The organism is Exiguobacterium sp. Leaf187 (assembly GCF_001423925.1).
GTDB lineage: Bacteria > Bacillota > Bacilli > Exiguobacteriales > Exiguobacteriaceae > Exiguobacterium_A > Exiguobacterium_A indicum.
Genome location: NZ_LMPR01000012.1, coordinates 13,023 through 35,604, shown reverse-complemented (window position 1 = coordinate 35,604; position 22,582 = coordinate 13,023). Strand labels below are relative to the sequence as shown.

General features: G+C 48.9%; 27 protein-coding genes. 8 read left to right on the top strand and 19 right to left on the bottom strand.

The genetic code is table 11. From position 1 onward, the window contains the following. Positions 1–24 precede the first annotated feature (24 nt). The 3 genes from ASF99_RS15495 to ASF99_RS15485 are packed head-to-tail and all read right to left on the bottom strand — an operon-like array spanning position 25 to position 1,719. Positions 25–552, bottom strand: coding sequence for a DM13 domain-containing protein (locus ASF99_RS15495; RefSeq protein ID WP_055969882.1), 528 nt, complete (start codon positions 550–552; stop codon positions 25–27). Positions 553–587: 35 nt separating this feature from the next. Beyond that, positions 588–1,040, bottom strand: coding sequence for a DUF4385 domain-containing protein (locus ASF99_RS15490; RefSeq protein WP_055969879.1), 453 nt, complete (start codon positions 1,038–1,040; stop codon positions 588–590). 49 nt (positions 1,041–1,089) lie between these two features. Further along, complete coding sequence (locus tag ASF99_RS15485) at positions 1,090–1,719, bottom strand: TetR/AcrR family transcriptional regulator (protein WP_055969875.1); 630 nt, start codon at positions 1,717–1,719, stop codon at positions 1,090–1,092. A 107-nt stretch (positions 1,720–1,826) separates the two neighbouring features. Between ASF99_RS15485 and kynU the strand changes: the two genes are divergently transcribed. From kynU to kynB, 4 genes are read left to right on the top strand one after another with little or no spacing between them, the layout of a single operon-like run. Further along, a complete protein-coding gene (gene kynU / locus ASF99_RS15480; RefSeq protein WP_055969872.1) occupies positions 1,827–3,104 on the top strand; it encodes a kynureninase in 1,278 nt (425 codons plus the stop codon). 10 nt (positions 3,105–3,114) lie between these two features. Beyond that, positions 3,115–4,467: an amino acid permease gene (locus ASF99_RS15475; RefSeq protein ID WP_055969869.1), complete on the top strand. Its 1,353-nt coding sequence runs from the start codon at positions 3,115–3,117 to the stop codon at positions 4,465–4,467. Between the two features lie 50 nt (positions 4,468–4,517). Continuing rightward, entirely contained in the window at positions 4,518–5,357 is an 840-nt protein-coding gene (kynA, locus tag ASF99_RS15470) for a tryptophan 2,3-dioxygenase (RefSeq protein WP_055969867.1), read from the top strand. 13 nt (positions 5,358–5,370) lie between these two features. Further along, complete coding sequence (kynB, locus tag ASF99_RS15465) at positions 5,371–5,994, top strand: arylformamidase (protein ID WP_055969866.1); 624 nt, start codon at positions 5,371–5,373, stop codon at positions 5,992–5,994. Positions 5,995–6,031: 37 nt separating this feature from the next. On the opposite strand, the gene ASF99_RS15460 is transcribed toward kynB, so the two are convergent. From ASF99_RS15460 to cydD, 3 genes are all read right to left on the bottom strand, one after another. Further along, positions 6,032–6,670, bottom strand: coding sequence for an alpha/beta hydrolase (locus tag ASF99_RS15460; protein ID WP_055969865.1), 639 nt, complete (start codon positions 6,668–6,670; stop codon positions 6,032–6,034). Between the two features lie 124 nt (positions 6,671–6,794). Beyond that, positions 6,795–8,504 carry a thiol reductant ABC exporter subunit CydC gene (cydC, locus tag ASF99_RS15455; protein WP_055969862.1) on the bottom strand — a complete coding sequence of 570 codons (1,710 nt, stop codon included), beginning with the start codon at positions 8,502–8,504 and terminating at the stop codon, positions 6,795–6,797. Next, positions 8,501–10,231 carry a thiol reductant ABC exporter subunit CydD gene (gene cydD / locus ASF99_RS15450; RefSeq protein ID WP_055969860.1) on the bottom strand — a complete coding sequence of 577 codons (1,731 nt, stop codon included), beginning with the start codon at positions 10,229–10,231 and terminating at the stop codon, positions 8,501–8,503. The genes cydC and cydD overlap by 4 nt, the downstream gene beginning before the upstream one ends. A 208-nt stretch (positions 10,232–10,439) precedes the next feature. Between cydD and ASF99_RS15445 the strand changes: the two genes are divergently transcribed. Further along, positions 10,440–10,922 (top strand): Rrf2 family transcriptional regulator, encoded by a 483-nt coding sequence (locus ASF99_RS15445; RefSeq protein WP_055969858.1) that lies wholly within the window; start codon positions 10,440–10,442, stop codon positions 10,920–10,922. A 22-nt stretch (positions 10,923–10,944) separates the two neighbouring features. Further along, complete coding sequence (locus tag ASF99_RS15440) at positions 10,945–11,313, top strand: nuclear transport factor 2 family protein (protein ID WP_023466710.1); 369 nt, start codon at positions 10,945–10,947, stop codon at positions 11,311–11,313. Positions 11,314–11,374: 61 nt separating this feature from the next. Here ASF99_RS15440 and ASF99_RS17305 read toward each other — a convergent pair whose 3' ends face one another. Both ASF99_RS17305 and ypfJ read right to left on the bottom strand, forming a co-directional pair. Beyond that, positions 11,375–11,542 (bottom strand): hypothetical protein, encoded by a 168-nt coding sequence (locus ASF99_RS17305; protein WP_156357225.1) that lies wholly within the window; start codon positions 11,540–11,542, stop codon positions 11,375–11,377. A gap of 82 nt (positions 11,543–11,624) precedes the next feature. Beyond that, positions 11,625–12,467, bottom strand: coding sequence for a KPN_02809 family neutral zinc metallopeptidase (gene ypfJ, locus ASF99_RS15435; protein WP_055969857.1), 843 nt, complete (start codon positions 12,465–12,467; stop codon positions 11,625–11,627). A gap of 193 nt (positions 12,468–12,660) precedes the next feature. Here ypfJ and ASF99_RS15430 point away from each other — a divergent pair, with 193 nt between their 5' ends. Continuing rightward, positions 12,661–13,779: a glycosyltransferase family 4 protein gene (locus ASF99_RS15430; protein WP_055969854.1), complete on the top strand. Its 1,119-nt coding sequence runs from the start codon at positions 12,661–12,663 to the stop codon at positions 13,777–13,779. Positions 13,780–13,839: 60 nt separating this feature from the next. Here ASF99_RS15430 and ASF99_RS15425 read toward each other — a convergent pair whose 3' ends face one another. The 10 genes from ASF99_RS15425 to ASF99_RS15380 form a co-directional block, all read right to left on the bottom strand. Then, complete coding sequence (locus tag ASF99_RS15425; protein WP_055969851.1) at positions 13,840–14,499, bottom strand: peroxiredoxin-like family protein; 660 nt, start codon at positions 14,497–14,499, stop codon at positions 13,840–13,842. Between the two features lie 40 nt (positions 14,500–14,539). Next, on the bottom strand, positions 14,540–15,607 hold the full coding sequence (locus tag ASF99_RS15420) for a YcjF family protein (protein WP_035399298.1): 1,068 nt from the start codon (positions 15,605–15,607) through the stop codon (positions 14,540–14,542). A gap of 98 nt (positions 15,608–15,705) precedes the next feature. Beyond that, entirely contained in the window at positions 15,706–16,188 is a 483-nt protein-coding gene (locus ASF99_RS15415) for a GNAT family N-acetyltransferase (RefSeq protein WP_055969848.1), read from the bottom strand. Positions 16,189–16,225: 37 nt separating this feature from the next. Next, a complete protein-coding gene (locus ASF99_RS15410) occupies positions 16,226–16,663 on the bottom strand; it encodes a GNAT family N-acetyltransferase (RefSeq protein WP_082487279.1) in 438 nt (145 codons plus the stop codon). Between the two features lie 107 nt (positions 16,664–16,770). Further along, positions 16,771–17,472 carry a YjjG family noncanonical pyrimidine nucleotidase gene (locus ASF99_RS15405; protein ID WP_055969843.1) on the bottom strand — a complete coding sequence of 234 codons (702 nt, stop codon included), beginning with the start codon at positions 17,470–17,472 and terminating at the stop codon, positions 16,771–16,773. Between the two features lie 2 nt (positions 17,473–17,474). Then, positions 17,475–17,945, bottom strand: a complete 471-nt coding sequence (locus ASF99_RS15400) for a DMT family transporter (RefSeq protein ID WP_055969840.1) — start codon at positions 17,943–17,945, stop codon at positions 17,475–17,477. Between the two features lie 12 nt (positions 17,946–17,957). Beyond that, entirely contained in the window at positions 17,958–18,620 is a 663-nt protein-coding gene (locus tag ASF99_RS15395) for a Crp/Fnr family transcriptional regulator (protein ID WP_035399306.1), read from the bottom strand. Between the two features lie 12 nt (positions 18,621–18,632). Then, positions 18,633–19,058: a DMT family transporter gene (locus ASF99_RS15390; protein WP_023466686.1), complete on the bottom strand. Its 426-nt coding sequence runs from the start codon at positions 19,056–19,058 to the stop codon at positions 18,633–18,635. 192 nt (positions 19,059–19,250) lie between these two features. Continuing rightward, positions 19,251–20,105 carry a PPK2 family polyphosphate kinase gene (locus tag ASF99_RS15385; protein ID WP_055969837.1) on the bottom strand — a complete coding sequence of 285 codons (855 nt, stop codon included), beginning with the start codon at positions 20,103–20,105 and terminating at the stop codon, positions 19,251–19,253. A gap of 74 nt (positions 20,106–20,179) precedes the next feature. Beyond that, a complete protein-coding gene (locus ASF99_RS15380; protein WP_055969835.1) occupies positions 20,180–21,034 on the bottom strand; it encodes an NAD(P)H-binding protein in 855 nt (284 codons plus the stop codon). Positions 21,035–21,156: 122 nt separating this feature from the next. On the opposite strand from ASF99_RS15380, the gene ASF99_RS15375 reads away from it, so the two are divergent. Then, entirely contained in the window at positions 21,157–21,489 is a 333-nt protein-coding gene (locus tag ASF99_RS15375) for a winged helix-turn-helix transcriptional regulator (protein WP_023466681.1), read from the top strand. Positions 21,490–21,550: 61 nt separating this feature from the next. Here the strand turns inward: ASF99_RS15375 and ASF99_RS15370 are convergent, their stop codons facing one another. Then, positions 21,551–22,543: an NAD(P)/FAD-dependent oxidoreductase gene (locus ASF99_RS15370; RefSeq protein WP_055969832.1), complete on the bottom strand. Its 993-nt coding sequence runs from the start codon at positions 22,541–22,543 to the stop codon at positions 21,551–21,553. Between the last annotated feature and the right edge of the window lie 39 nt (positions 22,544–22,582).

Sequence of the window (22,582 nt, the reverse complement as noted above, 5' to 3'; positions counted from 1 at the left end):
GAAGCGCATTGCTTTTTCATTCATTCATTCATTCATTGCTTTTAAATCACCTGTTCCAAAGTCAGCATCAAAAGCACGACACCAAATGACGACACGGCTATGTTTCGTCAAATCGACGTCTTTTGGAATCATATAGTTCTGATTTCCTTGATTTCCTTTTAAGGTGCCGAGACGAATGCCGTCTGCTGTATCTTCACCGGGCTCGATCAAGTACACAAACAAATCCGGACCATTCGTCGTTTGAAAATCTTCAAAACGTAGATACAACGTATCGTCTACAGTTAGCGTCTTGATGTTCCCTGATGTTTTGTAATTTTTTTCACCGTCCATGAATTGGCCTGATAATTCAGCTTCCGTTTCTTCAGGAGAAGGTTGTGACGTTTCGGAGTTGTTTTCCTCCTCCTTTTGTTCCACTGTTGAAGAACCTGGCGGCAGTCCTTCATCGACTGATTCATTCAAAAAAAGAGGTGATGCGAGCCACCAAACTAAAGCCAGTACGCAAACAATGACGATTCCGACGATAATTTTCGATCCTGTTCGCACCGTCTCCACTCCATTCCTCCATTGAGAGAAAGCATGACTTCCGTTTAACCGTATTGTTTTTGATGTTCCCGTTTTAATGCCAAATACTCTTCATCCGCCCGGATCAAATCCCATTTTTCTTGGAAGATGGCCGCAGATTTTGCTTTTTCTTCGTCAATCTCGCGCGCGTGTAATTCTTTGGTCTCTTTATCTTTATATTTACGCCCACCCTTGTAGTTCGCGTAACGTCGTGCGCGCGTATGTCCCATCTGAATGAACTTCCGCGCCATATCCATGCCGACGAAGTCTCCGTCTTCTTTATAAGCTAAATACATCTCATAAATTTTCTCAGACGATTCCTTCGCGATGTCCGGCGTCTTAAAACGCCAATGCGGCAAAATCTCACTTTTGTAAGGTTCGACGAGTAAGACCCCTTGCTCCCCGCGTCCAACCCGGTACTTTTCCGGCTCCTTACGAAAATCCGTCGTCTTGAAATCGAGATCGTAATCAAACGGCATCCCGGTCACGCTCCCTTCTACTTCGAAACGTTCCCTTCCCGTCCGTTCATCAATCCTCGATCCGGTAGAGCCCTTGCGTATAAATCGTCGCTAAGACGTGCGCAATCTCTTCGATCGTCGCTGTCGTCTCTTCGCGGACGACTTCGAATAAATACATCTCATTCGCAAAGAACCAACCACGGGCGACGAGTTTCGAGTCGACATCCTGCCGCGCAAGTCCTGTCTCCTGCGCATACTGGATATCCTGACTGATCCGATCAATGAACCGTTCCCGAATCGCTTTCCATTTCGCACGGACGATATAGGAGACGCCGATTGCTTGCTCGACAACCCGTAACATCGCTCGTTCTTCTTCCGCGAGACGTAAGAAATCCGTCGCTTGCGTCACGATGCGTTCCTTTGCCTCTAGCGGCGTCGTCGGTTCGAATGTTCGTTCCGCGATCGCGTGGAAGCGGCTCATGACATCTTCCATCAGGACGACGAGCAACTCATCTTTCCCTTCAAAATGGACATAGGCTGTTCCGTAGCCGACGCCAGCTTGTTTAATGATTTGTGAAATCGTTGCCGTTTGAAACCCTTGTTCTAAGAAGACGTCACGTGCCGCACTCAACAGTTTCTCGCGTGTCCGCACCGTGCGCAGATGACGTTTATCGATTTTTTCTGGTTGAGAAGATGACATGTCCTTCACTCCTTTTGTTTTCTCTATTCGACAATATTGACACAATGTCAATTTGTTTGCTACGCTTTTGTCAAAATTGATTGAGCATTCATTTGAGGAGGATGACTATGACACTGCAAGCAAAACGGACCGATGCTGTTGCTCGGGATGAGCAAGATACACTCGCCGCCTATCGTGATGAGTTTTATCTGCAACCGGGTAGTATCTATATGGACGGAAACTCGCTCGGCTTATTATCGAAGCGTGCCGAGAAGACGTTGCTCGAGTCGCTATCAGACTGGAAAGAACTCGGAATCGATGGCTGGATGAAAGGACGTCATCCTTGGTTTGAATTATCAGAACGTCTCGCTGCTCTCAACGCTCCGCTCGTCGGCGCACAAGCTGAAGAAGTCATGGTCACTGGTTCGACGACCGTCAATCTCCATCAACTCGTCGCGACATTCTTCCAACCAACAGAAGGACGAGATAAGATTTTAGCGGATGCGCTGACGTTCCCGTCGGATATCTATGCCCTCCAAAGCCAACTTCGCTTACGTGGTCTGGATCCGGAGACACATCTCATCCAAGTACCGAGTCGGGACGGTCGCTTTTTAGAAGAAGACGATATCATCGCCGCGATGACAGATGATATCGCGTTGATCGTCTTGCCGACAGTACTTTACCGAAGTGGACAAATTCTCGATATGGAGCGTTTGACGAAGGCGGCACACGACCGCGGCATCCTGATTGGTTTTGATGGTTGTCATTCCGTCGGAGCCGTTCCCCACGCGTTCCATGACTGGGGTGTCGACTTTGCCTACTGGTGTAATTACAAACACTTGAACGGTGGTCCTGGAACGGTTGGTGGATTATTCGTCCACGAACGTCATTTCGGAACGTTGCCTGGTCTGACAGGCTGGTTCGGTTCACGGAAGGATAAGCAGTTCGATATGGATCATACGATGACACCGGCGGCGCATGCCGGTGCTTTCCAAATCGGGACACCACACGTCTTAAGTCTCGCTCCACAAATCGGTGCATTAGAGATGTTTGACGAAGTCGGTATCGAAGCCGTTCGGACAAAATCACTCGCGTTGACGCAGTACATGATGGAACTCGTCGAGCAGGAACTCACACCGTACGGTTTCGTCATCGGAAATCCAATCGACGATAAACGCCGCGGGGCGCATCTCAGCCTCGAGCACCCGGAAGCAGCACGGATCTGTAAAGCACTCAAGGAAAATCGGATCATTCCCGATTTTCGGGCGCCAAACATCGTCCGTCTAGCACCCGTCGCGCTCTATAATACGTTTACCGATGTCTATGACGTCGTCGCGACACTCAAACGAATCATGAAAGATAAAGAATACGAACGTTTCGCGAATGAACGCGAAGTCGTTGCTTAAGGAGTACACCATGGAACAACCTACTGAACTACGGCGTGAACTCAAGACACGCCAACTCACGATGATTGCGATGGGCTGTGCGATCGGAACCGGTCTTTTCCTCGGAAGTGGACTTGCGATCGGGCTTGCCGGACCGAGCGTTTTAATCAGTTACGCAGTCGGCGCCTTCATCGTCCTACTTTTAATGGGCTGTCTGGCTGAAATGACGGTCGCTCATCCAACATCTGGCTCGTTCGGTACGATTGCCGAACGATACATTAGTCCATATGCGGGTTTTCTCGTCCGCTATTCATACTGGATTGCAAACGTTCTCGCGATTGGTGTCGAAGTCAGTGCAATTGCCATCTATATGAAATACTGGTTCCCGGACGTTCCCGGGGTCGTCTGGATTCTCGTATTCGCTGCCGCGTTGATTTACATCAATGCCACGACAGTCAATACGTTCGCGACCTTCGAATACTGGTTCTCCGTCATTAAAATCAGTGCCATCTTGCTATTCATTCTGCTCGGTGCCTACTTGGTCATCGGTAGTCCAAGTCCTGAGATTGGTCCACAAAACTTCACAAATGACGGTGGCTTCATGCCGTTCGGTTTCTCAGGTCTCTGGATCGCGATTTTCATCTCCCTGTTCAGCTTCCTCGGAACGGAATTGATTGCCGTAACCGCTGGTGAAGCGAAGGATCCAGATGTCGCCGTACCGAAAGCATTAAAAGCGACAGTATTCCGTCTCTCGACGTTTTATGTCATCACGATTGCTTTGATGTTGATGATCGTCCCGTGGCAACAAGCAGGTGGTGTCAATCAAAGTCCGTTCGTCAAAGTAATGGAGATGCTATCGATTCCGTATGCAGGCGGCATCATGAACTTCATCATCCTGACGGCGGCACTGTCTGCGATGAACAGTCAGCTGTATGCTTCGACACGGATGATGTATTCCTTATCGAAGGCAACGTATGCGCCAAAAGTATTTGGTCGTTTGAATCGAAAAGGTGTACCGCTCTTCGCACTCGCCTTATCGACACTCGGGATTTTTCTCGCGGGGATTATCAGCAGTCAATCGAGCGTTTCTTATCCATTCATGATGGGAATTTCGATGTTCGGGGCGATTTTCACATGGTTCATGATTTTCATCTCCCACCTGTACTTCCGTAAAGCCTGGGAACGTGAAGGTGGACGGACGTTACCGGTCCAGATGATGGGCTATCCGTATTTGACTGCCCTCGGTGCATTGTTGTTATTCGCACTCGTACTAACGACATGGTTCACAGATTTTCAAATCGTCTTGAAGTTTGGTGTGCCGTGGTTAGTGTTCTTATCGATCGCCTATTTCTTCTGGAAACGGGCGCATCCGGAACAACCATAGACCGCTGAAAAACGAAAACTGAATTAACATGATAAAGGAGATGAATGGGAATGACAAAGACAGATCCTACGTCTATTGAAGCATCGATTCAAACGGATTTTAAGAAAGATATGTCCTACGGGGATTATTTGCAACTAGATCCATTGCTTACGAGTCAACATCGCTTATCGGGGCATCATGACGAGATGCTGTTCATCATCATTCATCAAACGAGCGAACTCTGGATGAAGCTGATCCTGCATGAGATGCGAGCAGCGACGCAAGCGGTCGCAAACGATGATCTCGAATCATCGTTTAAGATGCTCGCACGTATCTCAAAGATTCAGCACCAGTTGATTCAGTCGTGGAATGTCTTGTCGACCTTGACCCCTGCCGAATATCTGGAATTCCGTGACGCGCTTGGTCACTCATCCGGTTTCCAATCGTATCAAAACCGTCAAATCGAATTCGTGCTCGGCTTCAAGAATGAGCAGATGCTAAAAGTGTATGCGCATGACGAAACACTCTATCCAATGTTGCTGGAAGATCTGAAGACACCAAGCATCTACGATGAAACGATTCGCGCGATGGCGCGTCATGGACTACCGATCGACGAGTCCGTCCTTGAGCGTGATGTCACGCAAGACTGGACGCCGAATGCAAGTGTCGAGGCCGCTTGGGCAAGCGTCTATCGAGATGTCGAGCAATACTGGGATCTGTATGAACTCGGTGAAAAACTACTCGATATCGGAAGCCAGCAACAGATGTGGCGCTTTAACCATATGAGTACCGTCGAACGGATCATCGGACAAAAACCAGGAACGGGCGGTTCGTCTGGTGTCAGTTATCTACGGCGTGTGCTCGACCACCGGTTCTTCCCGGAACTGTGGTCGGTCCGCACGACATTATGAGGAGGATGAAACGATGACACGATGGATTGATGTTTCACAACCACTTGATCGTCACGTCACGACGTGGCCGGGGGATACACCGTTTGAAGCCACATTGACATGGAATAAGGCAGACACCGGTTCCGTTAACGTCGGCAAAGTTACGATGAGTCTGCATACCGGTACCCATGTCGACGCGCCGTTTCATTTTGATGATGCTGGACAAAAAATCATCGACCTGGATCCAGACCTCTACATCGGACATGCGCGTGTCATTTACTTACCAGGGCGTACAGACATCACAGCCGCTGATTTAGATGGCTTTGAGCTAAATGACGTCCAGCGCTTGATCATCAAAACGGATGGTTGGATCGACAAATCAACGTTCCCAGAAACGATTCCCGTCTTGACTCCAAGTCTTGCTGAACGTCTCGGAGAACTCGGGATTTCGCTGATTGGTCTTGACTTACCAAGCGTCGATGCGATTGATAGCAAGGAAATGGCAGCCCATCACGCACTGACACAGCATGGAATCCATATCCTCGAAGGACTCGTCCTCGATGCGATCACGCCTGGTGATTACCACTTGAATGCCGTCCCGCTCCCGCTCGTCGACGGCGATGGTAGTCCCGTTCGCGCCTTACTTCGTCCATACTAAAAAATCCGTCCAGCAGCCTCTCTGCTGGACGGATTTTTTACTGATGTAGCGGTTCGAATAGACTGGCTTCGATCTGACGAATGACATGTCCGAGAACTGCAAGTGACGAATCGACCTCAAATCCTTGATCGAGTGAATGATTCGCTCCTTCGATAACATCGATCATTAATTGTGATGTCCGACACGTTTCAAGTGCTGCCTCATCATAAAACTTATCGGCCGTGCCAATGACGATCAGTCCAACTTGCGACGAGGTGGCGATTTGTTCAACCACTTCATTTAGGACGGGTGTTAAGAAAACGAAGCGTGCTGTCTGTAGACTCGGCTTAGCAAGTAACGCGGCAAGCGGAATCGTTCCTAACGATTTTGCGATAAACTGAACGTTTTCGTATGGATGCGTCGCAAGCACTTCCGAGACGACAGCGTCAACTCGGCGCGTCATGCAGGCATTTGATTCAGCGTCTGACATTGAAAATAGCTCTTCTGTCACATAGTGAATGCAGATGACATCGATGCCTCGCGCGAGTAATGCCATTCGACTGTAGTAAAAGTATGGATGGTCGTATACGTACGATGCTCCCGAAATCAAGAAGCAGACCTGTTTGGATCCCATTTGAAAATGATCATATGAAACGGTCGTCTGATCGACGACGATGGATGATTGTTTGATATGCATGAAATCCCCCTATGTTTTTTCTAGACTTTACCATTTCAGAAGTAGACTGTCATGTCTTTTCAGTTCTTCCAAGCTAAATAAAAAAGGCAATGAACCTTACTTGATTCATTGCCTTCCATACTTTTTATCCAATCGGAGCAAACACCGACTGCTCGACTTGTTTTAACTCATAAAACGCCCCTTGTCGTGTCATCAAATCGGCATACGTTCCGACTTCGATGACTTGTCCTTGATCCATGACGATGATTTGATCCATCGCTTCAAGACCCGCTAAGCGGTGGCTGACGAGGACAAGTGTCGCATCCGTTGCTCGCGCAAACAGTCGCTTGAGAATCATCTGTTCCGTCAAAGCATCAACGGATGACGTCGGTTCGTCAAGCAAGTAAAGCGATGCTTCTCGCAAGAGCACGCGGGCAATCGCTAGCCGCTGTTTTTCTCCTCCGGATAAGTTCTCTCCTTTTTCAAACACACGATCACTCAACTCGAATGTCGTTAATCCGACATCATCGAGTGCTTGTCGCATCGCTTCATCCGTCGCTGCTTCGTTTGCGAGAAGTAGATTATCACGAAGTGTTCCATAAAAGTAGTGATTTTGTTGCAGGACGACATTCGCGTGCTGCCAGAGTCCTTCCGGATCAACCGTCCGACTATCTTGACCAGCAATCGTTAATCCGTCCGCTGGATACATCCGTAACATCAATTGCAGTAACGTGGATTTCCCGGAACCACTCGCCCCGACGATCGCCGTCTTCTTGCCGGCAGGAATCGAGACGGTGACGTCACGTAAGACCGGACGCGGTGCATCAGGGAACGTGAACGTCAACGCGTTCGTTTCAAAGGATGGTGCCTTATTGAGAACAAACGTGTCATAAGTTGGCTCTTCTTGCTCGGTCACGACTTCATCAAGTCGTTTCGCAGCATGCCGGCTGTCTTCAAAAAAGCCGGGTAAGATCGCCATCGGTGCCGCATTTTCAAAGACGGTCAGCGATGTCATGACGAGTAAAGCGAGGAAAACTCCCTCGAGTTGTCCGCTTGCGACGAGATAGGCACTGACACCAAGGACAAGCCAAGAGATGATCAACGTCACCATCGTATTCAAGGCCAGGTTCGAGACAGCGTGTAAACCATTACGTTTCTCTTCCTCGACATACCGTTTCGCGACGGCATTCAAGTCCTGTTCCTTTTGGTCGAGTTGTTGGTAAATCTTCAAATCACGATAGCCTTGGAATAACTCTGTCACTTCTGTCGACAAGTCACCACGTCGAACACGGACTGAACGGGCGAAGCGTTGTTCACGGTACGCGAACCATCCCGGAATCAAGAAACCGGTCAGAATTAAACCAAGCAACAGAATCCCGGCAATCGTCCATGAGAAGAAACTGACGAAAAAGATCGTACAGAAGAAAACGAGCAGTAACACGATAGGTGGATAGAGGACACGTAAGAAGGTATTTTGTAGACTCTCAACATCCCCGACGATCCGCGCAAGTAAGTCACCACTGCGGTACTTACCAAAAATCCCTGGCGCAAGCGGCTCGAGACGACGGTAAAATGACGTTCGGATGTCACTAAGAATCGTAAACGTCGCCCGGTGCGAATAGTAACGTTCCGCATACCGACTGACGGCGCGCGTCAGACTCGACACTTTTTGCAGGGCGATCAAGACGGCGAGTGTCTGGATCGGTGGCAACAAGGCTGCCTTTGAAATCAGGTAACCACTTGCTGCGAATAAACCGACCGCTGTCACACCGGCGAGGACACCGAAGAAGATCGACCAGGCGATATCGCGTTTTTGATGCACCATCAACCGAAAGACTCCTAATAATTCCTTCATCGTGTTTCCTCCCCTCTCTGGACGCTACGCATCCGCGCATATTCCGAATCGCGACCAAGCAATTCATCATGGGTGCCACGATCGACGATTCGTCCGCCGTCGAGAACGACGATTTGATCCGATCGTTCAATCGTATGCAAACGGTGCGCGACAGTGATGACCGTTGCCGATTGTCCGAGTTGCTCAATCGCTTGTTGGAGCAGTCGCTCCGTTTTGACATCAAGTCCAGTCGTCGGTTCATCAAAGACGACGACGTTCGGGCGTTTCAAGAACGCTCGCGCTAACGCAACACGCTGTTTTTCGCCACCCGATAGACCGCGTCCACCTTCTCCGATCACCGTGTCAATCCCTTCAGGCAACGTCGCAATCAACTCCTCGAGCCCTGCCGCCTGCGCCGCTTCGAAAATCTCTTCCGGCGTCGCTTGACGAAGCTCACCAATCGCGATGTTTTCTGCCAGCGTTCCGGCATACAGATACGGATGTTGAGAAATGTAGCTCAACTGACGAAACCAGCTTGTTTCCTCCACCTGACCGCGCTCGGTTCCGTCGAGTAGAATCCGTCCTTCTTGTGGATCCGCAAGTCCGGCAATCAACTGCAAGACGGTCGATTTACCGGCCCCACTGCGACCGATCAACGCTACCTTTTGATACGGCTCAATCGTAAGCCCGATATCTTGCAAGGCAAAACGTCCTTCTTGGTACGTAAAGCCGACTTCATTCAAGACGATTCGTGGTGGACGGTTCATCGAAAGTTCTGATTGCCCAAAGGCAACAGGACGATCGTCTGCCGTTAGTTCGGCTGCGATCTGTTTCGCTGCCGCGACACTACCGCGTCCCGTATGGAAGGCAGCTCCCATCTCTTTTAAGGCAAGATAGTATTCTGGTGCCAACACGAGCATCAAGAACGCCGGGATGAAGGTAATACTTTGGAACAAAATCAAGCGCAGACTGACCTCAAGTGCAATCATTCCCATGCTGAGCATCGAGATGAACTCAAGCATCAACGACGACAAGAAGGCGAGCTTCAAGACCGTTAACGTCGCATCCCGGAAATCAAGACTGCTTTTTTCGATGACGTCACGTTGTCGTTTCGCACGACCAAATAACTTCAAGGTCGTCAGTCCTTGCAACGTATCAAGGAACGTTCCCGAGAATGCCGTCATCTTCTCGAGTTGAGCATCCGCCCGCTTTTGCGTCATGATGCCGATGATGATGTAGAACAACGGAATGAACGGTGCCGTGATCATCATGACGAGACCGGTGATCCAGTCATAGCTGAATGCCGCGATCAAGACCATCAAGGGAACGATCGTCGTCTGGACAACTTTCGGCAAGTACTGACTGTAGTAGCTGTCCATCTCGTCTACAGCGTCGAGCAAGACACTGACCTTCTGTCCCGCTTGCCCTTGTAGCATCATCTCGACCGAACGACCTGTGTATTTCGCGACGAGTGCTTCCCGAAGTGCCTGCTTCATGTGTGCCGATAACGTCGTACCGAGACGACCGTTCCAATACGTCACGGCGACTCGGAGCAATAACATCCCGAGGACGACGAGCAGTAACGGAATGACAGCTTCAAACGGTTGTTCTTTTAGGAAAATGCGATCGACCGTCAACACGATGCCGTATGACTGACCGACGACCGCGACCCCCATTAAGAAAGCCGCAATGATGAATTGAATGAGAATATTACGTGGAATCTGGACGATTCCTTTTAATGGATTCATATACAAACGTCCTTTCACAAAGTGTGAACGACTTTTAGTGAATATTTTCACATATCGTACATTTAGTATACCGAATCCGGAACGGGGATGCCATGCAGATGCTGTCGAAAAGGTGTGACGGTTTTGTGAGAGCATATGACTCGACAATTCTTTCGAATAAAACTATTATGGATATACATTATCCACGTTTAACGAAAGGAGATTTCTCATGCAAATGAAAACCGGGGTCGAGCAATCCGTCTATGCGATGTTGCTTTTGACCTTCCTTCCGGATCGCGCTGTGTTGCCCGGTGAATTCATCAGCCAGCAACTCGGTGCCTCGCCGACTTATTTCCAAAAGCTCTTACGAAAACTCGTCCAGGCGGATCTGTTGTATTCCGTACCGGGTGTCAAAGGCGGCTTTCGCTTACGACGTCCGGCAGACGAAATTCAAATCTTTGACATTTATCAAGCGATCGAGGGCAAGCAGACGTTGTATGCGTCAAGCGGTGTCTTTGAGGATTTGATGGGAATTCAGGAACAGGAAATCGGTCTACTCTCGAATCTGATGACAGAGGCGGAAGAGGCGTGGCAATCGACGTTGAAGCGCGAATCGATTGGCTCGATCCGTCAAGCAATCGACGCCTCCTGTCCACCGGAGCATTTAGAACGGTTGCATGCGTTAATCACAGACCGGATGATGACACTTTAATGAACAGAAAGAGGTTTTTACTATGGTATTGAATCGTTATTTCGACTTATTCGACGCGTCACGCACAGATGAACAAGCTTTTGAGGATCTCGTTTCCTTATTCACGACAGACATCACGTTCGTCCTGAACGGACAACCAAAGCACGGCATCGACGCCTGGAAACAGTTCGTCCGTCATGTGTTCACGGCGAATCAGGACATTAAGCACATGTATGCAGGCTGGGAAGAAACAACACCAGGAACATATGAAACACGCTGGGCAGTTTGCGGAAAACGGGCAGACGGTAGTGTCTTCACGCAAGACGGAAAAGATATCGCACGTCTCGATGAAAACGGACGGATCGCTTATCTGGAGAACGTTCCAGATGATCCGACGATGTTCCGTTCATAAGATGGCTTTTAAATAACGAAAACCTGTGTTCCGCGCAAGCAGAACACAGGTTTTTTGGTATTTAGCGCTTCATTACGAGTCGTTTCAACAAATAGCCTGTGATGACAAGTAATGATGCAATGGCGAAATAGACCATATAGACCAACAAGTCTGGCGCAAATCGTGACACGATGTACGTCAATCCGACGACAGCCGTATAGAACAATAGAAATAGACTGATGTGCTTCAACTTCGACACTCCCCTTTGAATCCTTCCCTCTTCTTTACAGAAATGACTGGAAGATATTTCAAAGGACTGTCGTTGCTTCGTTTTATAGATTCTTCGCTTTGAATGTATCTCCGCCTTCGATCGTGCCGTTATCAAAGCCTTTTTGGAACCAACGCTCTCGTTGCGCCGATGTGCCGTGGGTGAAACTCTCCGGTACGACATATCCTTGTCCTTTCTCTTGTAACGTATCGTCCCCAACAGCATTGGCTGCTGTCAACGCTTCTTCGAGATCGCCTTCTTCGAGCAAGTTTTCTCCTTGCGCGTGATGCGCCCAGACGCCGGCATAATAATCTGCCTGTAGCTCGAATCGAACGAGGTATTTATTGAACTTCTCCTCACTCATTTGCTTTCGAAGTGGCATGATCTCATCCGATTTTCCGAGTAACGTCTGGACATGATGCCCGACTTCATGCGCAATGACATAGGCCATCGCAAAATCGCCCGGTGCTCCGTATTTCGTCTGCAGTTCATTATAAAAGCTTAAATCAATGTATAATTTCTGATCACCGGGACAGTAAAAGGGACCGACGGACTTCCCTGCTTGTCCGCAAGCCGAACTAACTTGATCCGTATATAAGACGAGTGTCGGTTTTTTATAGGTCTTACCATCTTCTTTAAATTCTTTCGCCCAGACTCGTTCCGTATCGGCCAAGACGACGGAGACGAAGTCCGCTGCTTCTTTTTCCTGCGCTGTTTCCTCATACGTCGTATTTTGCTGATCCCCACCGGTTAAGTCTCCGAGTAGTTCAGTTGGATTACCACCCATCAAAGTGATGACGATCAGCAGGATGATCCCGACACCACCGCCGATACCGGCGATTCCTTTCCCACCCATTCCCCGCCGGTCCTCGACGTTCGAACTCCGTTCTCTTCCCTTCCATTTCATGCGCTTTCCTCCTACCCGTTTCGTTATTGTTCTTTACCCAAAAGCTTTTATACGTAACGCTTCAGGACATCATGGATGAAACAGAAGTCTATTGATTTGATGCATTTTCTAGGAATATCCTTCTACTGTAGAGAAGATTAGTAGCAGAACCGATCTTTCGGATCCAATTTTTTCTACGCAAAGGAGGTACGACATGAAACCTCATCTACTTTTTTTATCTTGGCGTGATGCTCGACATCCACAAGCCGGAGAAGCTGAAACTTTTATTCATGAAATGTTGCGGCGTGTCAGTACTACCTACCGAGTTACCCATTTGTCTGTCTCATTCAAGGGCGGATCACCGACGGAGTATCGAGATGGTATCACTTACCTCCGTTATGGTACGACAGCTTCTCTTATTCCATATGCCCTTTATTATTACTGGTCTTATGCTAAAACGATTGATTTAGTTCTGGATCATTTGAATGGGTTTCATTTCTTCACACCACTTTATGTTCCACGTCATAAACGAACTTTATTTCTTTATCAATTGATTCGTGAGCGTTGGTCGACGACGCTTGTGTTTCCTTTTTCAAAGCTTGGCGAATGGACAGAGACTCGACGGTTAAGCTGGTATAAAGATAGTCATGCCTTGACTGTCAGCCCCTCTGTTGTAGACGAACTACAAAGTGCTGGTTTTACTAACAGTCATATCACGATGTTGCCGCCAGGACTTTCCTTTTCCCCGTGGTCTGAACAGGAATGGGAGTTAAAAGAACATGTTCCAACCTTTCTATATATCAACCGTCTGAACGAAAAAGAACTTCAAGATGCGATTGGGGCATTCCTCATGGTCCAACGTGAGTTTCCTGAGACACGCCTCTGGCTGATTGGTATCCGTAACAGCACTCATCTTTTGCAATACCTTACACTTCCCCTTCCTAAAGAAGTGAAGGATGCTATCACATATTACGATTCAGTCACTGAAACAGAAACGCGCCGCATGATGAGTCGTGCCACCGCTCTCCTTTTCCCTTCCATACGTGAAGGCGTAGGTTTTTCTATTATTGAAGCGGCGGCGGTCGGAACACCATCCATCGTATATGATGCTCCTGGTGTCCGAGACGCCGTTCAGTACGGCATGACAGGCTACATGGCTAAAAACAAAACACCTGGTGCACTCGCTGCCGAAATGCGAGCTTGTTTCCGAGATCCAGAGGAGTACGAAGCCATTCGCATCTCCGCTCATCATTTTGCACGGGCAATGGATTGGCAACAGACTGATCTCAAATTTCAAGAATGGCTGAGACGAGTACTTCTTGATACAAAATAAAGGGAAACTTCAAACGGTCTGACTTCTCCCAACAAGTAGAGAGAAGCCAGACCGTTTAAGTCAATCTTCATACTTTTTATTCTGTTCAAGGTTTTGGAGGATGTGTTCTGGATCAACGCGTTTTGTATAATCGGATGGTACTTCTGCGAAACGAATCACACCGTCCGTATCAATAATGAACGTCGCCGGTTTCGGCAACTGCCAATCCTCATTTCCGTTGTGTTTTGCTACATCAAGTCCCGATGCCTTGTAAATCTCGATCAAATAATCTGGCAGGTCGAAGACCAAATCAAATTGACGGGATACATGTAAATCAACGTCACTTAAGACAGGGAAACTTAACGCATTCTTATTCACCGTTTGCTCAGCAAAATCAGCTGTCTCCGGACTAATTGCAATGACAGTCGCTCCCTGAGCACGAATTCGGTCGATTTCCCGTTCGTACGCGCGAAGCTCGAGATTGCAGTATGGACACCAGCCACCCCGGTAGAACGTTAAGATGACAGGACCTTGCTCGAGTAATGTCTCGATCGCCACAGGCTTGCCAGATACATCGGGTAACGTAAAGTGTGGAATCGTATCACCGACACCTAGACCTTTTGCGATACCAGAAGCAGTAAGTTCTGCTGTCGCTTCCGCCATCAACCGTTGTTTCTCAGCAGGTGCCTTTTGTCGGAATTCCGATTGATACTGTTTGATTTCTTCGAGTAATCGTGTCATATGTTCTCCCCCTTTATTGCTGTATAGAATAACAGGGAGATTACTCGTTTGTCTCTTCTGACGACTCTTCTGCCTTCTTCCGGAATCGTTTCACGAACCCCATCAGTTGTTCCGGTGTCAGCTCGAGCTTATTCTCATAGACATATTTTGTTCCATATCCGAGTGCAAGGGTGGCGGTCGAAGCAACGCCCGCGGCAATGACGGCACCATACCCCGGAACGAGCTTCGCCATTTGCCGAAAGGCGGTTTTTCCGGAGTTTCCGACGATTGTCACGACAAGCAACTCCTTCGCACTCTCCTTGGATAACTGTCGTTCGTACAGATTCGATAACTTGAGCATCAAGCCGATTTGAATTGAAGTCAATGGAATGATATCAGCTCCCGGGAACGGGACGGCACCAATCGCACCTGCGGCTGTTCCGGCACCCACAATCCAGTTGTTGGCGATCTTGCCACGAACGGTCGGATCCATCTGACGAACGAACACATTATCCTTGTCGAACTTTTTTAAGATGTCGAGGACCTCCCGACGGAGCCGATCAATGTTCGTTCCTTCTCGTGCTGATACGGGAATGATTTTGGGTCCTGGTAGTTTTTCTGCAATATGCTGAACGATCGTGTCGACATCATCCGTCGCATCCATCTTCGTAACGACGATCAAGACATTTTGGTTATGTTGATAGATCTTACGGAAGTTTTTCGTCTCCGTCTCAGATAAGACGGTACCTGCCGCATTTAAAAAATAAAGGATGACATCGGCACTTTGATAGTACGTCCACGTCGCTTCCGAGTTCTGTGTATTGGCATCATTCAATCCTGGTGTATCGACGAAGATGACTTTATCTTCCGGATGCTGCCTTACTTGATCAATCCGGACCGTTTCACCCGGGCGCGCTCCGACCGTTGCGACTTCACGACCAAGAATCGCGTTCAAGGTCGAGGATTTTCCCGCATTGACATCTCCGATCAAGGCAACCGTCACGTCCTGCTCCAGCGATTGATTGAAATCCCGTCGCTCCGATTCAAACGACTGATCAAAGATTTCCTCCAGTTTGCGTTTCCGTTTTTGCTGATTGGTCTCAAGTCCTTCACCAAAAAAATCATCCATCGTGATCCCTCCCCCTTCTTCTGCTGTCTGTCTTTTCCCATTATCCCTTGCTTTCAACACAAAGAAGGCAAGGGAACATTGTGTCCACTTGCCGAATTTTAGAGATATGTGCTGCGTCGCTCGAGCAATACCGTATCGCGCCATCTGCCTCCGAGCCGACCAATTCGCTCTCGGCGACCGACTTCCCGAAAATCAAAACGTTCATGAAGGCGTAGACTCGCTTGATTTTCCGGAAAGACTTGCGATTGCAACGTCCAGATTCCGGCTGCTTCACTTGCTTGAATGACGTCGTCCATCAAGCGTGTGCCGACACCTTTACCGCGTGCTTCTTCCGCGATATAGAGGCTGATTTCAGCGACACCGGCGTATGCCGGAATCGAAGAGAATGGACTTAACGCGACCCAGCCGAGCAGTTGCTCGTCTTCCATTGCAACGAGGCGGCTGTGTGCGTGGTGATGCCTCGTCCATTCTTCGTACGGTATTGCTTCCGTGCGAAATGTCGCATTCTCCGTCTTTATTCCTTGTTCGTAGATTCGAACGACTTCTGGATAATCCGATTCTTTCATTAGTCGAATGTGCATGGTGTCTCCTCTATTCGTTCTATCATCTCATCAAGTTTTATACTTCTAATCGCACTGCCATTTCCCGACCGAATCGATCCCCGTGGTCGATGAAGCCGAGACTTGCATACAGACGGTGTGCCGCCTGATTATCCGGCCGATAGCCGACGACGATTCGTTTAGCTGCAGGTAACACGCGCATCTCGTCAATTACGGCTTGCATCGCCAATCGTCCGATTCCGTTCCCTTGCTGCGCTTGATCAATCATGATGCGGTAAATCCAGTAGCCGTTGAGTTCTTCTAGCTCCGTGTTGTACATCACAAAACCAACGACGGCTTCACCTGCAATGATCGCCCGAAGGACAAGGCTCGGTTCGAACTTCGCTTGCGCGATCGAGTAGACATTCGCTTCCATGAAGTCTTGCTGTTCTACTGTCAGTGCTAGCTCACAACACGCTTCCCAGTTTTCTGCTGTTACCGGTACAAGTTGAATCATGTTCATTTCCCCTTTTAGTTAGACGGGAGTTGCCTCCAGCGTCTGTTGATCACATCGTTGCACAGTGATCGCCCCCTTTCCTTCTCTTTCCTATCGGTTGGTTTGATTCATTGTTGAAGGACTGCTGCGTTTTCAACCACCGCAGGTAGTTCGGCTAACGACGTAATCGTAAACGTCGGCTTGATATCCGTCGCTGATTTTCCTTCTGGATTAAACCAACATGTTGCGATACCGGCTTGATTGCCACCTGCGATATCAGCTGACAAGGAATCCCCGACGATGATCGTTCGCGCTGGGTCGAATTGCGGAATTCGCGCAAACACATGATTGAAGAATCCTGCCATCGGCTTTTGAAAACCCGTCTCCTCTGAAACGAAAATCCCTTCAAAGAAGTCCGTTAATTCGGCGCCCTCGAGCCGTGCGCGTTGCGTCTTCGAGATACCATTCGTGACGACGTACATCGTGACGTTTCCGGCTAGCTGCTCAAGCAGCGCCGTCGCACCCGGAATCAATTCTGTTCCTTGTGCGAGATAGCCGCGATACGTTTCGTCAACTTCTCGTCCGTCGACCGTCCGTCCTTCTTCCGCGAAGAACGTCACGAACCGTGAGTGAATGACTTCCTCGCGTGTCACCTCACCTCGTTCGAGTGCTTTCCAAAGCGCTTGATTGAGTGTTTTATAGCGCGCTTCTCGCTCCGGTGTCCACTGCAAATCTTGTTGCTCGAGCAGGCGGCGAAAGGCAATCCGTTCCGTCGCTTCAAAATCGAGTAATGTATGGTCAATATCGAATAATACCGTCGTGTAAAACATAGTCAAGCTCCTTTTCGTACGTGTTGTACAGTCGTTGTTTTGCCACCTAGTTGAAATAATAGCACGCCACCACCAATCAATAGCACGCCGAGTGCTTTCGTCCACGTAAACGGAACGGTCTGTAAACCAAACCAGCCGAGCGTATCCCAGAGTAAGGCAAACAGGATTTGTGATACCATGACGATCGAAATCGCTCGACTCGGTCCGAGTTGTTGAACGCCTTGCGTCACACAGAGGACGACACCGACACCAATGATCCCGCTGAACCAAAACCAGGTTTGTGCCTCTTTTAGTGCAAACAGTTGTGATCCTTCGACGATCAAACCAATCGTCAGTGAAGCGAGGAACCCGAGTCCAAGGACTAACGTTGTCGTCGCCCAAGCGCCGACGTATTCTTTGACTTTTGCGTTAAACGTATTTTGAATACAGACGAGCATGCCCCCACAAAGGGCAAGAATGATTCCTGTAACCATATCACACCTCTTTCATTCGTAAATGCTTTCTCCAACGCGCTCCATCAATCCGTCTCGATCAATGATTTCAATCGTATGCTGCGTCCGGCGAATCAACCCATCATCGACGAACTGGCGTAAGACACGATTGACATGACGATAACTCGTCCCGATCAAATCTGCCGCATCGACGAGTTCCTTACTCGCAAAAGCATCCGTATTAGGTGTCATCGACAGCAAATAACTGGCGAGCCGAACTTCAACCGGGTACAACAGATTGAAGCTGAGCGTATGCGATTTTAATTCAAACTTTTTCGTGATCGTCTCGAGTAAAAATAATAAAAAGGCAGAATGATGGACACGTGCTTCTTCCAAATCCGGATAGGCAATGCGTAAGACGGTCACTGGTGTCACTGCCTCGACCGTGTTCATCAAATCAATCTTTCGGACGAACTCAATATCACCGACGAGATCAAACGGATGCTTGAAGGACAACACGAGACGTTTCCCCGTTGCCGACATATGCGTGATCTTCAATTTCCCTTCGACGAGCAGGTAGAGTTCATGCGCAACATCGCCTTGTCGGCATAAAGCCTCACCCGGTGCGAACGTCTGGATGTGCATCGCCTTGCGTAGTGATGCATCAAAGACATGCATTAACTGATACCGTTCCAAATAGGTCACAATGTCCGTCACTTCTTCTCCTCCTTAGCTCTTTAAGATGAAGATGCCTGCTACCATCATCAAGATGCCGATGATCTGCGGACCCCGCAGTCGACGTTTCATGACGCCGAACCAGCCTCTTCCGTCAATCCAGAGTGCCAGCGCTAATTGCGCCAATAAAAAGAGCGAAATCGTCAAAGTCACGCCCATCCGGTGGACAGCCGTCATGTTGCTGAATAATATGATCGCCGCAAAGGCTCCCCCTGCCAGATAGAGTGGTTTGACACGTCGCATCGCTGAAAAACTGCGATCCCGTAAGACGATTGCTAAGAGAATCGCAACGATGAACCCAGTCATCTGAGTGATCGTCGCCGCTTGCCACGTCCCGATCGTTTGACTGATCCGGGCATTGGCGACACTTTGGAGCGTCAAGAAAAAGCCACCAGCAATCGCAAATAAGACACCACGCATGTGCATACTCCTCTCTTGTTCCATGATACTTTCATTTAACGAGAGTCCTTCTGACTTGAATAGGACATTTGTCCTGAGATGTGAATAAGTTCATGCTTCATGATAACTGAAAAAAATTCATACAAAGCCAAATGCATCAAAAAAAAAGCGATTCTTCTCAGCAAGAGAACAATCGCTTTTGGTGTAAATGATTTATGCTTCTTCTTCCAATAGTTTAATCGCTTCATCTAGTTGTTCCTGATCCTCTTCCGACAACTTCGGATATTGCGGATCAATTTCCTTCAAAACGTCATTCATGACTTCGGTGACGATATAGCGAGAATACCATTCGTCATCTGCCGGCAAGATGTACCATGGTGCATACGATGTCGACGTCGCCGAGACGAGTTCAGCAAAAATCTCATGGTATTCGTCCCAGTGCTTGCGTTCTTCAATATCACTGAACGAAAATTCAAAGTTTTTCGTTGGATCCTTCAGACGAGTCAATAATCGTTGCCGTTGCTCTTCTTTTGAGACATGGAACAAAAACTTGACGACCCGGAAGCCGTTCTCGACGAGATAGCGTTCAAAGTCATTGATTTGGCGATAGCGCATCTGCCAGACATCTCCGTCATCCGGCTTTTCCTCTTCCTCGAGCAAATCATGGATGCGTGGCGCAATGACTTCCTCATAATAGGAACGGTTCAAGATGCCGACTTCGCCTTTTTCCGGTAGTCCTTCGTGGATCCGCCATAGATAGTCGTGTTTTTGCTCCGTATCCGACGGTTTTTTGACGGAAATCGTCCGGAGTCCTTGTGCGTTCAAGTTAGAAAAGATGTAGCTGATTGCCTCATCCTTCCCCGCTGCATCAATCGCTTGCAGGATGACGAGGACGCCGTTCTTCTCTTCGGCATGTAAACGCCAGTGTAACTCTTGTAACGTCTCGACACTTTTCGGAATCCGCTTCTCTCGCAATTCCGCTTCCGAAATCTCATGTTTTTCTGATGTCGGGTAATTCGAAAACGAGACTTGCTCGCCTTCCTTGACACGATAGGATGACAGTTTCATGGTAGGGCTCCTCCTTTAATTGCTTCTAAAGGGGATTTACCCTACTCGTTCATCCTGAAAACGTTCAGATGAACTTATCTTTTCAAAAGGAGACGGACTCCCTCTTCTAGCGTCGTCACAGGACGACCGAGTAATTCTTTAAAATCAGTACTTTCCACCGCAAGGGTTCCGGCTGCGATATCTGCCTGGATACCCGTCAACATTGGAATCAAGAAGTCAGGTAAGCCAGCTGCTTGCATCCGCTCGCCATAGGTCGCGCTATCTACTTCATCTACAGCGACCGATCGGTTAAGTACTGTTCCGACTGCATTCGCGAGTTCTGCTTGTGTATGCAACGGACCTGATAGTTCATAGATCGCTTTTGGATGCTCGAGCGTCAGTCCCGTCGCAATCGCTAGCGCATACTCCTCTTGTAACGCCCATCCGACTTTGCCTTCACCTGCTGCTGTTAACCAGTCTGCACCTTGTGCGACGGCATCCATCGTTCCGAGTTCATTTTCGAGATACCAGTTGTTGCGGAAAAAGACATACGGGATACCTGTCGCTTGAATCGCTTCTTCTGTGACCCGATGTGTTCGCGCAAGTCCGTTCGTGCTCTGTGCCGCATTGGCGATACTCGTATAACCGATCAGCTTGACGCCTGCCGCTTGTGCTGCCGTGACAGCGGCTTGATGTTGCCGGATCCGTGTTGCTTCTTCACCGTCCGTCGAGATGATCAGCAGACGATCGATACCTTGAAACGCGTGTCCGAGTGTTTCCGGCTGATCGAAATCACCATGCCGGACGTCGATTCCTTGCGCTGCAAGCGACGCTGCTTTTTCAACGTCACGGACACTAACCGCTACATGTTCGTTGCCGACTTGTTCACTGAGATGTTGCACGATGCGCGCCCCTAATTTTCCGGTTGCTCCTGTAATTAACCATTTCATGATGAAACCACTCCTTTGAAGTTTGATGTTGTTCTTCATGATACGCCAGGTGATACACTAAAAAAAGTAGGCACTTATCTGAAACTAGGTCCCTCAAAACGAACCAATGGGAGAGGATGAACGTGGCTGTATTCGATTCAACAACTAATCAACGGACGGCTTGTCCAGTCACTCGGGTCCAACAGATGGTCGCTGGCAAATGGAAGATCATCTTGCTCTGGCACCTGACACACGGGACGCATCGTTTTCATGAACTGCAACAATTAACAGGCATCTCTAAAGGAACATTAACGCGTCAGCTTCGCGAGCTCGAGGCGGACGGTTTGATTCAACGACACGTCTTTGGCGAAGTTCCTCCTCGCGTTGAATATTCCCTGACGGATGCCGGACATAGTTTTTTACCGATTCTTGACCAAATGGCAGCTTGGAGTGAGCAACACTTCCAGGGGGAATGATCGTGAGTAACAAAAAAACATGCGCTTCTTCTCGATTCAGAAAAGAAGTGCATGTTGTCGTTCATTCCGTCGCTGTCACCGTCTGACGTAAGTGGGTATCAATCGCCTCTGCGACGCGTAATCCGGAGATGACAGCACTCTCGACGCGCGTCCGCCCTGACGCATCATCGGCTTCAAGGAACGCATCCCCGGCAAGCCAAAGCGGATGTGCCGCTAGTTTCAAATGCGGTGTCCGGTAAACCGCACGTGCCTGAGCGTAACGCCAACGTTTGAGCTGACGCGAAACAATCGTCGCCGGTCCGAGTTGCTGTTGTAACAGCCGCTCGACTTCAGCGAGTGTCTCTTCTTCCGGACGCTCGTACCAGTCTTCACTGAAGCGGGCTGTCATATAGACGCTTAGGAGTGTCGTCTTCGAAATCTGCTTTTCGGCATTATTGACGAGTTTTAACATCCCATCGACAAGTTGTTCGTCTTGTAGACCAACTTCTCCGATCGTCAGTCGCTCTTTGATTTCAAACAGACCCACGAATGTCGGCTCGAACGTCACTTGGCGTAACTGCTCATGATCGTCATCTCCAAGCGCCAGATCAGAAGACTGCAACAGTTCATATGCTTGCGGCACAGGCGCCGTCACGAGTAACGCATCATACGTACCTTGATGATCCGTCGCTTGTGTGACGAGTTCATCCTCTGTTGCCGTAATATGCGTGACCTGCTCATTCAACTGAACGGGAATCCCTCGACCAATCGCTTGTACGAGTTGATTCATACCGTTCGTTGCGACATAGCGTGGAAAATCCGTTCCGAACCACTTACGAACCCATCCCTTCTCAAGCCATTCGTCGACTTCGCGTTCCAACTCTTCCGTCCGAACCGTGAAGAAGACGGCACCATGATCCGCTGTTCCTTCATCAATCCGACGAGTTGCCATTCGCCCCCCGACGCTCTGGCTTTTTTCGATGATTTCAACAGCATGTCCTGCTGCCTGCAATTGACGTGCCGCAAAGATTCCGGCGAGTCCACCACCGATGATTCCGATTCGTTTCCCTGTCATCTCGCTTCCCCCTCATATTCCTCATTTCCCTAAGTATAG

Excerpts from the sequence above, each read along its gene's own strand:
- ASF99_RS15490 (WP_055969879.1), bottom strand. The coding sequence starts at position 1,040 with ATGCCGTTTGATTACGATCTCGATTTCAAGACGACGGATTTTCGTAAG.
- ASF99_RS15485 (WP_055969875.1), bottom strand. The coding sequence starts at position 1,719 with ATGTCATCTTCTCAACCAGAAAAAATCGATAAACGTCATCTGCGCACG.
- kynU (WP_055969872.1), top strand. The coding sequence starts at position 1,827 with ATGACACTGCAAGCAAAACGGACCGATGCTGTTGCTCGGGATGAGCAA.
- ASF99_RS15475 (WP_055969869.1), top strand. The coding sequence starts at position 3,115 with ATGGAACAACCTACTGAACTACGGCGTGAACTCAAGACACGCCAACTC.
- kynA (WP_055969867.1), top strand. The coding sequence starts at position 4,518 with ATGACAAAGACAGATCCTACGTCTATTGAAGCATCGATTCAAACGGAT.
- kynB (WP_055969866.1), top strand. The coding sequence starts at position 5,371 with ATGACACGATGGATTGATGTTTCACAACCACTTGATCGTCACGTCACG.
- ASF99_RS15460 (WP_055969865.1), bottom strand. The coding sequence starts at position 6,670 with ATGCATATCAAACAATCATCCATCGTCGTCGATCAGACGACCGTTTCA.
- cydC (WP_055969862.1), bottom strand. The coding sequence starts at position 8,504 with ATGAAGGAATTATTAGGAGTCTTTCGGTTGATGGTGCATCAAAAACGC.
- cydD (WP_055969860.1), bottom strand. The coding sequence starts at position 10,231 with ATGAATCCATTAAAAGGAATCGTCCAGATTCCACGTAATATTCTCATT.
- ASF99_RS15445 (WP_055969858.1), top strand. The coding sequence starts at position 10,440 with ATGCAAATGAAAACCGGGGTCGAGCAATCCGTCTATGCGATGTTGCTT.
- ASF99_RS15440 (WP_023466710.1), top strand. The coding sequence starts at position 10,945 with ATGGTATTGAATCGTTATTTCGACTTATTCGACGCGTCACGCACAGAT.
- ypfJ (WP_055969857.1), bottom strand. The coding sequence starts at position 12,467 with ATGAAATGGAAGGGAAGAGAACGGAGTTCGAACGTCGAGGACCGGCGG.
- ASF99_RS15430 (WP_055969854.1), top strand. The coding sequence starts at position 12,661 with ATGAAACCTCATCTACTTTTTTTATCTTGGCGTGATGCTCGACATCCA.
- ASF99_RS15425 (WP_055969851.1), bottom strand. The coding sequence starts at position 14,499 with ATGACACGATTACTCGAAGAAATCAAACAGTATCAATCGGAATTCCGA.
- ASF99_RS15420 (WP_035399298.1), bottom strand. The coding sequence starts at position 15,607 with ATGGATGATTTTTTTGGTGAAGGACTTGAGACCAATCAGCAAAAACGG.
- ASF99_RS15415 (WP_055969848.1), bottom strand. The coding sequence starts at position 16,188 with ATGCACATTCGACTAATGAAAGAATCGGATTATCCAGAAGTCGTTCGA.
- ASF99_RS15410 (WP_082487279.1), bottom strand. The coding sequence starts at position 16,663 with ATGATTCAACTTGTACCGGTAACAGCAGAAAACTGGGAAGCGTGTTGT.
- ASF99_RS15405 (WP_055969843.1), bottom strand. The coding sequence starts at position 17,472 with ATGTTTTACACGACGGTATTATTCGATATTGACCATACATTACTCGAT.
- ASF99_RS15400 (WP_055969840.1), bottom strand. The coding sequence starts at position 17,945 with ATGGTTACAGGAATCATTCTTGCCCTTTGTGGGGGCATGCTCGTCTGT.
- ASF99_RS15390 (WP_023466686.1), bottom strand. The coding sequence starts at position 19,058 with ATGCGTGGTGTCTTATTTGCGATTGCTGGTGGCTTTTTCTTGACGCTC.
- ASF99_RS15385 (WP_055969837.1), bottom strand. The coding sequence starts at position 20,105 with ATGAAACTGTCATCCTATCGTGTCAAGGAAGGCGAGCAAGTCTCGTTT.
- ASF99_RS15380 (WP_055969835.1), bottom strand. The coding sequence starts at position 21,034 with ATGAAATGGTTAATTACAGGAGCAACCGGAAAATTAGGGGCGCGCATC.
- ASF99_RS15370 (WP_055969832.1), bottom strand. The coding sequence starts at position 22,543 with ATGACAGGGAAACGAATCGGAATCATCGGTGGTGGACTCGCCGGAATC.